The organism is Streptomyces sp. DH10 (assembly GCF_029813805.1).
Taxonomy (GTDB): domain Bacteria; phylum Actinomycetota; class Actinomycetes; order Streptomycetales; family Streptomycetaceae; genus Streptomyces; species Streptomyces coeruleofuscus.
Window position 1 is genome coordinate 35,470 of sequence record NZ_JARVKU010000013.1, and the last position, 11,840, is coordinate 47,309.

11 protein-coding genes are annotated in these 11,840 nt (G+C 71.7%); 4 read left to right on the top strand and 7 right to left on the bottom strand.

From position 1 onward, the window contains the following. Nucleotides 1-146 precede the first annotated feature (146 nt). Nucleotides 147-470 carry an STAS domain-containing protein gene (locus QC385_RS25540; RefSeq protein WP_003993003.1) on the top strand — a complete coding sequence of 108 codons (324 nt, stop codon included), beginning with the start codon at nucleotides 147-149 and terminating at the stop codon, nucleotides 468-470. A 268-nt stretch (nucleotides 471-738) separates the two neighbouring features. Further along, nucleotides 739-3,234 (top strand): ATP-binding protein, encoded by a 2,496-nt coding sequence (locus QC385_RS25545; RefSeq protein ID WP_279543691.1) that lies wholly within the window; start codon nucleotides 739-741, stop codon nucleotides 3,232-3,234. A gap of 70 nt (nucleotides 3,235-3,304) precedes the next feature. Here QC385_RS25545 and nucS read toward each other — a convergent pair whose 3' ends face one another. Further along, nucleotides 3,305-3,976: an endonuclease NucS gene (nucS, locus tag QC385_RS25550; protein WP_059417197.1), complete on the bottom strand. Its 672-nt coding sequence runs from the start codon at nucleotides 3,974-3,976 to the stop codon at nucleotides 3,305-3,307. 256 nt (nucleotides 3,977-4,232) lie between these two features. On the opposite strand from nucS, the gene QC385_RS25555 reads away from it, so the two are divergent. Beyond that, nucleotides 4,233-4,625 (top strand): SCO5389 family protein, encoded by a 393-nt coding sequence (locus tag QC385_RS25555; protein WP_030246492.1) that lies wholly within the window; start codon nucleotides 4,233-4,235, stop codon nucleotides 4,623-4,625. A gap of 83 nt (nucleotides 4,626-4,708) precedes the next feature. On the opposite strand, the gene QC385_RS25560 is transcribed toward QC385_RS25555, so the two are convergent. After that, nucleotides 4,709-5,737: an LLM class flavin-dependent oxidoreductase gene (locus QC385_RS25560; protein ID WP_279543692.1), complete on the bottom strand. Its 1,029-nt coding sequence runs from the start codon at nucleotides 5,735-5,737 to the stop codon at nucleotides 4,709-4,711. Between the two features lie 262 nt (nucleotides 5,738-5,999). Here QC385_RS25560 and QC385_RS25565 point away from each other — a divergent pair, with 262 nt between their 5' ends. Continuing rightward, nucleotides 6,000-6,332: an ATP/GTP-binding protein gene (locus QC385_RS25565; RefSeq protein WP_279543693.1), complete on the top strand. Its 333-nt coding sequence runs from the start codon at nucleotides 6,000-6,002 to the stop codon at nucleotides 6,330-6,332. A gap of 157 nt (nucleotides 6,333-6,489) precedes the next feature. Here QC385_RS25565 and QC385_RS25570 read toward each other — a convergent pair whose 3' ends face one another. The 5 genes from QC385_RS25570 to QC385_RS25590 all read right to left on the bottom strand — a co-directional run bounded on the left by QC385_RS25570 (nucleotide 6,490) and on the right by QC385_RS25590 (nucleotide 11,660). Then, nucleotides 6,490-7,371 carry an ABC transporter permease subunit gene (locus QC385_RS25570; protein WP_279543694.1) on the bottom strand — a complete coding sequence of 294 codons (882 nt, stop codon included), beginning with the start codon at nucleotides 7,369-7,371 and terminating at the stop codon, nucleotides 6,490-6,492. Next, complete coding sequence (locus QC385_RS25575; RefSeq protein WP_279543695.1) at nucleotides 7,368-8,774, bottom strand: ABC transporter ATP-binding protein; 1,407 nt, start codon at nucleotides 8,772-8,774, stop codon at nucleotides 7,368-7,370. Before QC385_RS25575 ends, QC385_RS25570 begins: the two co-directional genes overlap by 4 nt. Nucleotides 8,775-8,905: 131 nt before the next feature. Next, nucleotides 8,906-9,676, bottom strand: a complete 771-nt coding sequence (locus tag QC385_RS25580) for an ABC transporter permease (RefSeq protein WP_279543696.1) — start codon at nucleotides 9,674-9,676, stop codon at nucleotides 8,906-8,908. A gap of 2 nt (nucleotides 9,677-9,678) precedes the next feature. Further along, nucleotides 9,679-10,638 carry an ABC transporter ATP-binding protein gene (locus QC385_RS25585; protein WP_279543697.1) on the bottom strand — a complete coding sequence of 320 codons (960 nt, stop codon included), beginning with the start codon at nucleotides 10,636-10,638 and terminating at the stop codon, nucleotides 9,679-9,681. A gap of 86 nt (nucleotides 10,639-10,724) precedes the next feature. After that, nucleotides 10,725-11,660, bottom strand: coding sequence for a cellulose-binding protein (locus tag QC385_RS25590; protein WP_059417189.1), 936 nt, complete (start codon nucleotides 11,658-11,660; stop codon nucleotides 10,725-10,727). Nucleotides 11,661-11,840: the final 180 nt, after the last annotated feature.

Here is an 11,840-nt window from a genome sequence, read left to right on the forward strand (position 1 = left end):
CGCACATGCCCCGGGAGCATCACACCCCCGGGTGAATTCGGTATCGGTTCGCTTACAAGAAGCAACCTCTGCCCCCCTCACGCAGTCAGAGGTTGCATCACCGGCATCAGAACGCGGAGCACGAGACGCACGCACGGGGAGCGCATATGCACATCAGGGGCGACCACGCCGAGCTGGTCGTCGGGGGCCGCCTCGACGTCCGCAGCGCGGCGGACGCCCGTACGGTCCTGCACTCGGCCGTCGACGACGGAGTCGGCGACCTGGTGCTGGACCTGTCCGAACTGGACTCCTGGGACGCCACCGGACTCGGTGTGATCATGGGGGCTCACCGGCGGGCCGGCCGCTGCGGCCGGCGCCTGGTCCTGCGCGGCGTGCCGCCGCAGATGCAGCGCCTGCTGGTGGCCACCCGCCTGCACCGGATCCTGGCGATCGAGGGGGGCATCGGGGTGGAGACATTGCCTCGCGTGTGACGATCCGTGCGGGTGTGAACCGGGAGACCGGGGAGACCCGGACGGACGTTGTCGAATCGTGCGACGCGCACAATCCTCACGAGACCGTGACGTCTCGGACGGCGCGGTACCCCGGACTGTCGTAGATACTGTGCGAAGGTTTAGGGTTCGGCTGCCCGCTGCCTTGAAACCCTATCTGCGGGCCCGGACCAGAAGCGACAGCGCGGTGTGCAGCAAGGCCGGGAGGGGCTTTTCAGAGCACACACACGCTTTTGGGGGGCTTTGACCTATGGACCCGAACACCGGGGAACCCGAGGGGTATGGCCACGACGGCGACGAGCAGTCGCCGCGCCAGCGCCCGCCCAGGGAATCCCTCACACCCGACTTCAGCCAGCACGCGCCCGCGCTCGCCCGCACCGTGCAGCTGGTCTCCGGCGACTTCCTGCTGACCGTCAACCCGGTCGACGGCAGCGAGATAGAAGCCTGCCCGCCCGCCGAACGGCCCGCCCGGCCCGTGAAACTCACGACGGCGGAGCGCGCCGAGGCCGAGCGCGCGGCCCGGCCCCCCGTCCCGCCCGGCCCCGCGCAGCCCAGCCTGCCGCTGCTGGCCCGCCAGGACGAACGCGAGCGACTGGTGCGCCTGCTCGCCCGCGGCCGCTCGGTCCGCCTCACCGGCCCCGCCGGCTGCGGCCGCACCCGCCTCCTCGACCTGGTCTCCGAGGACTGCTCCGACCTCGCACCCGACGGCGTCGTCCGCCTGAACGGCTTCGGCCGCACCTCCGGCGACCTGCTGTACGACCTCTTCCACGCGGTCTACAACGCCCCCCTGCACCGCCCGGACCGGGACGGACTTCTCACCCACGTCCGTGAGATCGGCGCGGTCGTCGTCATCGACGACCTCGAGTTCGGCGGCGCCGGGCTCGACGAGCTGCTGGAGGCGACCCCCGAGTGCGCCTTCCTGCTCGGCGCCACCCCGGACGTGCCGGCGCCCTCCGCCGACGCCGCCGTCGAGGAGGTCTTCCTCGGCGGCCTGGAGCGCGCCGCCGGGCTCGACCTGCTGGAACACGCCGTCGGCCGGACCCTCACCGAGGAGGAGTCCAACTGGGCGGGCGACCTCTGGTTCGAGTCCGAGGGCCTGCCGCTGCGCTTCGTGCAGGCCGGCGCCCTGCTGCGGCAGCGCGACCGGCTGCGCGCCGGGACGAGCGCCGTCGACGCGTTCGGCGTCTTCGAGGACGCGCCCCCGGCCGACGCCTACGACGCCGCCGACGGGGACGACGTACCGCTGCCCTCGCTCGGCGAGGCCGCCGCGCCCGCGCCGCTGCTCGCCTCCCGGCTGAGCGCCTCCGCACGCGCCACCCTGCGGTTCGCCGTCGCCCTCGGCGGCGAGGTGCCGCACCAGGCGCATCTGCCCGCCCTGGTCGGCGACACCCACGCGGACGCCGCGCTCGGCGAACTGGCCTCCTGCGGCCTGGTCTCCCCGGTCGGCTCCCGCTACCGGCTCGCCGCCGGTGTCCTGGCCCAGCTGGAGGCCGCCGGATACGCCGACGAGGCCGAGGCGGGCGCCCGCAGCGCCGCCCAGCACTACTCCTGGTGGGCCGGGCACCCCTCGGTCACCCCCGAGCGCGTGTGCGCCGAGGCCGACGCGCTCCTGGCCGCCCTGGCCGTGCTCGGGCCGCTCACCAGCCCGCCCGCCGAGGGCGAGGAGAGCCCGGCCGTGCACCTGGCGCGCACCGCCGCGCCCGCGTTCGCCGCCGGACTGCACTGGAGCGCCTGGGAACGCGTCCTGCGCACCGGCGCCGAGGCGGCCCGGCTCGCCGGGGACGTCGCCGAAGAGGCGTACTTCCACCACGAGCTCGGCATCCTCGCCCTGTGCGGCGGACAGCTCGACCGGGCCCGCGCCGAACTGGAGGCCTCCATCGGCCTGCGTGGCGCCCTCTCCGACAAGCGCGGGACCGTCGCCGGCCGCCGCGCCCTCGCCCTGGTCGCCGACCGCTCGGGCACCCCGGTCGGACTCGGGCCGACCGCGGGGGAGGAGGTCCCCGACGCCCGGTACGAGGAGTCGGCGTCCCCGGCCGGCGGTGTTCCGGCGGCCTTCCCGACCCTTCAGCAGCCCCCCTCGCCGGCCCTGGTCACCCACCACAGCTCGCCCGCGCCCTCCCGCAAGGCCCGGGGCGGGCTCAAGGGCCTGGCCCGGCGCAACCTTGTGGCCTCCGGCGCCGGTGCCCTGCTCGTCGCCGTGCTCGGCACGGTGGTGACGCTCGGCGCCACCTCCGACAACGACCCGAACAACCCGCCGTCCGACCGGGTCGGCGTCAACCCCTCGGCCAGCCAGGACATCAACGACGGCAGCCTGGGCGCGGACCGGCCGGCGAACGACAGCGACGGTGACGGCGACACGGGTGCGGCGACGAGCCGCCCGACCGACCCGGGCCCGGACGGCACGCCGGGCACCTCGGACGATCCGACGCCGACCGGCGATCCCAGCGGTTCCCCGGCCCCGAGCGACTCCGGATCGACGTCGAAGCCGCCCACGACCTCGAAGCCGCCGACCACGTCGAAGCCGCCCACGACGTCCAAGCCGCCCACGACGTCGAAGCCGCCGACGACGTCGAAGCCGCCGACCTCACAACCGCCCACGTCCCAGCCACCGACCTCACAGCCGCCGACGTCCCAGCCTCCGACCTCGCAGCCGTCCACCTCGGACTCGGCCAGCGGCCCGGCGTCGAGCGCCCCCGCGAGCACCACCGCGAGCGCGCCGGAAAGCAGCCCGGACCCGGTGATCTGACAGCCCCGCACACAGCAGGGCCGGGTCCGTTCCACGGACCCGGCCCTCTTCGTCGTGTACGCGCGGTGTGTCAGAACAGCCGCAGCTTGTCGTCCTCGATGCCCCGCAGCGCGTCGTAGTCGAGGACCTGGCAGCCGATGCCGCGGTCGGTCGCGAGGACGCGGGCCTGGGGCTTGATCTCCTGCGCGGCGAAGATGCCGCGGACCGGGGCGAGATGGGGGTCGCGGTTCAGCAGCTCCAGATAGCGCGTCAGCTGCTCCACGCCGTCGATCTCACCGCGCCGCTTGATCTCCACCGCGACGGTCTTGCCGTCGGCGTCCCGGCACAGGATGTCGACCGGGCCGATGGCCGTCGGGTACTCGCGGCGGATCAGGGTGTAGCCGTCACCGAGTGTCTCGATGCGGTCGGCGAGCAGCTCCTGGAGGTGCGCTTCCACGCCGTCCTTGATCAGGCCGGGATCGACGCCCAGTTCGTGCGAGGAGTCGTGGAGGACTTCCTCCATCGTGATGATGAGCTTCTCGCCCGCCTTGTTGATGACGGTCCAGACGCCCTCATCCTCGCCGGTGCCCTCCTTCAGCGTGCAGGGCGGCGACATCCAGTTCAGGGGCTTGTAGGCCCGGTCGTCGGCGTGGATCGAGACGCTGCCGTCCGCCTTCACCAGGATCAGGCGCGGGGCCGAGGGAAGGTGGGCGGTGAGCCGCCCGGCGTAGTCCACGGAGCAGCGGGCAATGACGAGACGCATGGTCGGCAACGCTACTCGACAGGCGCCTGTCGACGCGATTCGCCCTGGAAAACACGTGTTCGGTATTGGCCGATTGTGTGCAGGGTGTGGTCATTGAGAGTGCCTCATCTGCGCATTCTCCTGGTGCCGTCACCGTCGGTTGCTTACGGTATGAACGGGAGGTCGCGATGCGTGTACGCAGCGTGTCCGGTATCGCGAACTCCCTTATCTGTCCGGCAACCTCTGCCCGCCGGGCGGGGGTGCGAGAGGAGAACTCATGTCGCTCGACGTCTCACCGGCCCTACTCGAACAGGCCGAGCGAGGCGAGGTCGACGAAGCGGAATTCGTCGACTGCGTCCGGACCTCCCTGCCCTACGCGTGGGAGATGATCAGCTCCCTGGTGGCACAGCTGAAGGTGGACGGCGGTGCGTTCGCCGACAACCAGACGCCTCCGCCGGACGAGCAGGCACGCGGTCAGTTGCTGCGTGCTCTTGCGAGTGACGCGATACGCGGCGCGCTGCAACGGCACTTCGGTGTACGCCTGGCCTTCCAGAACTGCCACCGGGTGGCGGTGTTCCCGCTTGACTCCTCGGTCGACGAGAAGCTGGGCCGCTTCACGTCGGTCCGCAGCCAGGTGCTCAACCAGTCACCCGAGTTCCGGGACTGCTGACGCGGCGCCGCTTGCTTGCCGCTCCGTACGCGGGAGGTGCAGTTCTGTACCGGAGCGGCAAGCCCCAGGAACCCACCGTGCCTTCAGGCGAGTTGGGGGAGCACCTCGGCCCCCAGCCGCCGTACGTTCTCCTCCGTCGCCGCCAGGTCCCCGGAGCCCTCGACGAGCAGGGCGAAACGGGAGATGCCGGTCCGCTCGCTGGTCGCCGCCAGCCGGTCGGCGCACAGCCGCGGGGTGCCCACCGGGTGCAGTCCGCAGAGCAGTTCGGTGTACGCCTGCGGGTCGCGCATCCGGCGCGTGCGCCCGTCGACCGTGACATGCGCCTCCAGGCCCTGCTTCAGCCAGCCCGGCATCGCCTTCATCAGCGTCTCGGCCGCGTCGGCCCGCCGGTCCGCGATCTGGCAGACGCCCGCCGACACATGGGACGCGCCCACGATCTCCTCGGCAGGCCGGCCGCACGCCCGCGCGTGCCGCCGCCACAGGGCGACCATCTCGGCCTTCTCCTCGTCCCCGACGTGCATCCCGAGCAGCATCGAAAGGCCGCGCTCGGCCGCCAGCCGCACACTCGCCGGCGAGGTGCAGGCCACGACGAGCTCGGGCCCCTCGATCTCGGTCAGGGCCTCCGACGGCCGGGGAACCACCGGGACTTCGCGGAAGCGGAAGCGCTCCCCGTCGGCCGCCACGGACGCGTCGCGCAGCCAGCGCACCAGGACGTCCAGGGACTCCGGGAACCCCTTCTCGTACGCCTCCAGGCCCGCACCGAACACCTCCAGGTCGACCCACGGGCCGCCGCGCCCGACGCCGAGCGTGAAACGGCCGCCGCTCGTGTGGTGCAGCAGCGCCGCCTGTTCACCGAGGGCCACGGGGTGGGTGGTGGGCAGGACGCTCACCGCCGTACCGACCCGGATCCGGCGGGTGCGGCCGAGCAGCAAAGCGGCCAGGGTGACGGCCGACGGGCACGTGCCGTACGGCACGAAGTGGTGCTCGGCCAGCCAGACCGTGTCGAGCCCGGCCTCCTCGGCGACCTCGGCCGAGCGGACCGCGCGGTGCAGCGCCTCTCCCTCTCCCTGACCGGGGAACTGGGCCGCCAACACGAAACTTCCAACGCGCATTGCTTTCCTGCTTCCTTGGCTCCGACACGGAGCTCCCCCACAGGGCATAACCGTCTGACACGTGCCGAGGACACGGCCGGTCGGGGCATTTTGCGGATTGTCTGCTGAATGGGCGTCCCGTGCGGAGTCCGGGGAGGGGCCCGGCGGGGGCGCGCCTTGCCCGGCGAGGGACTTGTGGCGATTGGATGGCGTACGTGTACCCCCGTCCGCGCCGCGTAGGCTTGGCACGCCACGTGTCCTGTATAGCCCCGAGAGGTGTCCCGTGTCCCCGCGTCGCAACCGACCCAAGGGCGCCGCTTCGTCCGGCCGGAGCGTCGAGGACGACCGCCCCGGCCGTTACGGCGGCTGGCAGTCCTCGGAGAACTGGCAGGGCGAGAACTGGAGCGTGCGGCACGTGGCCGGCGCCAGCGCGCAGGGCAAGTCGTACCGCTGCCCCGGCTGTGACCAGCTGATCCCGGACGGGGTGCCGCACGTGGTGGCCTGGTCCGAGCACACGGGCGTCGACGACCGCCGGCACTGGCACAAGGCCTGCTGGAACGCACGGGACCGCCGCACCCCGGGGGTGCGGCGGTCCCGTAACGCGCCGAGGTTCTAGGGCGTGTCCGCAAAGTCCCGTCGTCCGCCCGGAGGGCGGGCCTCGCGGCGTCCGGTGCGTGCTCTGGGGGCCCCCCGGCCGAAGGCTGGGGGATTGCCGGGCGTCGCGGGGCAGGCGGGACTTTGCGGACACGCCCTAGGCCGTTGACGGCCTGCGGCTACACGTCCCGCTTCTCCAGCAGAGCGAAGGCGGCGGCGAACGCGACGGCCGTCGCGCCGAGGAGGATCCACAGCGGGTCCCAGCCGGAGGGGCCGGACGAGCTGAGGGAGTTGGAGCCGGGGGTGGCGTAGAAGACGCTCAGCTGGCTCGGGATCGAGTACTCGAACAGCGCGTCGCGGACGCCCCGCAGCGACTCCGAGAACATGAACAGCGCGATCACCAGCGGGGCGAGCACGGCGCCGATCATGATGGTGATGGCGCCCGCCGAGTGCCGGATGATCGAGCCGATGGCGAGCGAGAGCAGGCCCAGCAGCGCGACGTACGCCGAGATGCCGACCGTGCCCCTCAGCCACTCCCCGCCGGACGGGTCCTTGGTGCCCTGCCCCTCCAGCATCGCCACGTGCAGGAAGGCGACGAGGGACGCGGACACCAGCGTCACCGCGAAGGCGACCAGGAAGAACACGATGCCCTTGGCCGCCAGCACCCGGCCCCGGCTCGGGCACGCGACCATCGTGGTGCGGACCATGCCCGTGCCGTACTCCGAGGCCGTGGTCATCACGCCCAGCGTGATGATGCACATGCTGCCGAGCAGCAGCCCGAAGAAGCCCAGGCCGAGCGGGCTCTCGCCGGACAGGGCCGGGTCGGAGCTCGCCACCACGAAGCCGGTCAGCGTGCCGATGCCGATGACGAGCAGGACGAACACGCCGAGCGTCCACATCGTGGAGCGCACCGACCTGATCTTCGTCCACTCGGAGGCGATGGCATGCCCGAGGTGCGTCCGCACGACCGGGATCGGCGAGGTGTAGCCGGGGTACGAAGAGCCGGGCGCCGCCTCCCAGGTGGGTGCGGCCGGCGGCATCTGGGGCTGGGGGCTGCTCATCGGGGGTCCTCGGGCTTGGTCAGGTCGGAGGTCGGGGCGGAGGCCGGCGCGGCGGGCGCCTGGGGGGCCGACGGCGCGCCCCCGCCCGACTGGGCAGCGGTCCCGGCGGGGGAGGCGGGGCCGCCCTGCGCCGCAGGCACTGCCGGGGCCTGAGGCGCCTGGCCCGCGGGCGTCTGCGGCGCCGGCGGCGCGCCCTGCGCGGGCGGCTGCGGCGGCCGGCCTGCCGGCTGGGCGTACGGGTTGGGCGTTCCCGCGCCGGCGGCGCCAGGGGTGATCGGAGCGGCTACGGGCGCTCCCTGGGCTCCCGGTGCGCCGTACGGGCCCGCCGGTGCCTGGCCCGGCGCGCCCTGCGGCGACATCGTGAACGGCTGCCCGCCCGGCTGGGGCGGCGGCGGGGCGTACCAGCCGGGCTGGCCCTGTCCGGGCACCGGCATCGGCGGCTGCGCCCCGGGCGGCAGCTGCTGCTGGAGCCCTTCCTTCTGGTCGATGGTCGAGCGGTAGTCGACGGCGCCCTGCGTCATCCGCATGTACGCCTCCTCCAGCGAGGCCTGGTGCGGCGACAGCTCCCACAGCCGGACGTCGTGGTCGTGCGCGATGTCGCTGATGCGGGGGAGTGGCAGCCCGGTCACGCGCAGCGCGCCGTCCTGCTCGGGCAGTACGTGCCCGCCCGACTCGGTGAGCGCGGCCGACAGCTTCTCGCGCTGCTGCGGCTCGGTGTCGGGCGTGCGCACGCGCGCGAAGTCCGCGGAGTTCGCGGAGATGAAGGCCGTGACGCTCATGTCGGCGAGCAGTTGCCCGCGCCCGATGACGATGAGGTGGTCGGCGGTGAGCGCCATCTCGCTCATCAGGTGGGAGGAGACGAAGACCGTACGGCCCTCCGCCGCGAGTGCCTTCATCAGGTTGCGCACCCAGAGGATGCCCTCGGGGTCGAGGCCGTTGACCGGCTCGTCGAACAGCAGCACCTGCGGGTCGCCGAGCAGCGCGGCGGCGATGCCGAGCCGCTGCCCCATGCCGAGGGAGAAGCCCTTGGACCGCTTCTTCGCCACGTCCTGGAGGCCGACGACCCCGAGCACCTCGTCCACCCGCTTGGCCGGGATGCCGGACAGCTGGGCCAGGCACAGCAGGTGGTTGCGGGCGGCCCGGCCACCGTGCACGGCCTTGGCGTCCAGGAGGGCACCGACCTGGCGGGGAGCGTTGGGCAGCTTGCGGTACGGGTGGCCGCTGATCGTCACATGCCCGGCCGTCGGGTTGTCCAGGCCGAGGATCATCCGCATCGTCGTCGACTTGCCCGAGCCGTTCGGCCCGAGGAAGCCGGTGACGGCCCCCGGCCGCACCTGGAAGGAAAGGTTGTACACAGCGGTCTTGTCGCCGTAGCGCTTGGTCAGGCCGACTGCTTCGATCATGCTCCGCACCCATCGCAAGGTTCAGGACAGCGGGGCACACGCCCCCGTAAGGGTTAGGAGGATATCGAGGCGCTGACGGTTCCGCCCAAATGAAAGTAAAGGGTGGAGCGCGACGCGCCCCGGCAGTCCTCCTAGGCGTCCCGTTTCTTCAGCAGCACATACCCGCCGACCAGTGCCGCCAGCACCCACAGCCCCATGATCCCGAGGCCGCCCCACGGACCGTACGGGGTGTCGTCGCCGATGGGCGTGACCACCTGCATGATCTTGCTGCCGGCCTGGTCGGGCAGAAACCGGCCCACCTTCTTCGTCGCGTCGACATTGCCCAGGATGTTGGAGATCAGGAAGAAGAACGGCATCAGGATGCCCAGCGACAGCATCGGCGAGCGCAGCATCGCGGCGACGCCCATGGAGAACATCGCGATCAGCGCCATGTAGAGGCCACCGCCGACCACCGCGCGCAGCACCCCGGGGTCGCCGATCTCCGCCCGGTGCTCGCCCAGCATCGCCTGCCCCAGGAAGAAGGCGGCGAAGCTGGTGACGAGGCCGACCAGGAGGGCGAGGGCACTGGCCACCGCGATCTTGCTGAACAGGAAGGAGCCGCGCTGCGGCACGGCGGCCAGCGAGGTGCGGATCATGCCGGTGCTGTACTCGTTCGACACCACCAGCACACCGAACACGATCATCGCGAGCTGCCCGAGGCTCATCCCCGCGAAGCTGATGAACGTCGGGTCGAATTCCGCCCGCTGCTGCGCGCCCATGGAGTCGAACTCGTTCTTGGACAGGGCCGAGATCAGCATCCCGAGGGCGACCGTCACGACCACCACCAGGGACAGGCTCCACACCGTGGACGCCACCGACCGGATCTTCGTCCACTCCGACCGTACGACCTGCGTCGTCGCCATGCTCAGCCCCTCTTCCAGCCGTCGCCCCACTGCTGCCCCGGTGGCTCGGGACTCGTCAGGCTGTGCGCGTGGTACTCCACCGACCCCGCGGTCAGCTGCATGAACGCCTCCTCCAGCGACGCCTGTTGGGGGCTCAGCTCGTGCAGCGTGATCCCGTGCTGCGCCGCCAGCTCGCCGACGTGCTCGGACTTGCCGCCGTCCACCTCCAGCACCCCGTCACCGCTCTCGACGGCCACCACCCCGGCCTGGTGCAGCACGTCGAGCAGCCGCTCGCGCTGCGGGCTGCGGACCCGGACGTACGAGCGTGAGTTGCGCGCGATGAAGTCGGCCATGGAGGTGTCCGCGAGCAGCCGCCCCTGCCCGATGACGACGAGGTGATCGGCGGTCAGCGCCATCTCGCTCATCAGATGGGAGGAGACGAACACCGTCCGGCCCTGTGCCGCCAGGGACTTCATCAGGGTGCGGATCCAGTGGATGCCCTCGGGGTCGAGGCCGTTGACCGGCTCGTCGAACATCAGGATCCGCGGATCGCCGAGCAGCGCGGCCGCGATGCCGAGCCGCTGCCCCATGCCCATCGAGAAGCCCTTGGTCTTCTTCTTCGCGACGGCCGTCAGCCCGACGGTGTCCAGCACCTCCCGCACCCGGCCGCGCGGAATGCCGTTGCTCTGCGCGAGGCACAGCAGATGGTTGTAGGCGGTGCGCCCGCCGTGCCAGGCCTTGGCCTCCAGCAGGGCGCCGATGTACGTCAGCGGATCCTTGAGCTGCTGGTAGTGCTTGCCGTCGATCCGGACGTCGCCCGCGGTCGGGTGGTCGAGACCCAGGATCATCCGCATGGTCGTGGACTTGCCCGCGCCGTTCGGCCCGAGGAAGCCGGTGACGATGCCCGGTCTGACGGTGAAAGACAGGTTGTTGACCGCCACCTTCTCGCCGTACCGCTTGGTCAGCCCCTCCAGCTCAATCATGCCCGCCACGCTAGAACGGGACAAAGCCCTCTGCCACCCGAGCGGCAGAGGGCTTTGCGGAGATTCAGACTCCGTATGCCCGGGTGTTACCGGGACTGCTGGGCCGGAACCCCGCGGGAGATCGGCTCGTCCTCGGCCGGCGTGCCGGCGGCGGCCACCGCGGCACCCGTGAGCGTGGCGAGCATCTCGCGGACGTTCGTCAGCTGGGCGTTGATGCTGTCGCGGCGGTTGGTGAGGGCCGCGAGCTCGCGCTCGGATTCCGAACGGATGCGGTCCGCCTTGGCGTTGGCGTCCGCCACGATGTCCTCGGCCTGACGCTGGGCCGTCTCCACCGTCTGGCGGGCGCGGCGCTCGGCGTCCGTGCGCAGCTTCTCCGCCTCCAGGCGGAGCTGCTCGGCGCGGTGCTCGATCTCGGCCAGGCGCTTCTCGGCCTTGGCCTGACGGGACGCCAGGTCGCGCTCGGACTGCTCGCGGCGCTTGGCGAGATTCGTCTCGAAGTCGGCGGCGGCCTGCGCGGCCTTGGCGCGGGTCTCCTCGAAGAGGGCGTCCGCCTCCTCACGCTTGGACTGCGCGTCCTTCTGCGCCTCGCTGCGCAGCTGGGCGGCGTCACTCTTGGCCTTCTCGACGATCCGCAGGCCCTCGTCCTCGGCCTTCGCCTTGCGCTCCGCCGAGTAGGACTCGGCGTCGTTGCGCACCTGCTGGGCCGCCGACTCGGCGAGTTCGCGGTGCTGCTCGGCCGCGCGGCGGGCCTCCTCGCGCAGGTCCTTCGCCTCTTCCTCGGCGAGGCGGAGGATCTTCTCGACACGCGCGCCGAGACCCGCGTACGACGGCTCGGCGTCGCTGATCTGGGCCTGGGCGTTCTGCGTCTCGAGGTGGAGCTCCTCGATGCGCTTTTCCAGAGCGGTGATGCGGGCGAGAGCGCTGTCACGGTCGGAGACGAGCTTGGAGATACGTTCGTCCACCTGAGCGCGGTCGTATCCACGCCGCACAAGCTCGAAGCCGTAGGGGGAAGTGTCGCTCATGGGGTTCCTGTCGAATGAGACCGGTGAGGTGATAGGTGGAATCCTAGGGGCCGAAACGGTGTGTCATCGAGCGGATGCGCGTTTGGTCTGCAAAATGAGACCCCTTTTGAGTGGCTAACCGCAGGACCGCTTGCCAAAGACTTGGTCAAAGGCTCCAGCACACACCGGTTTCGCCCCGGT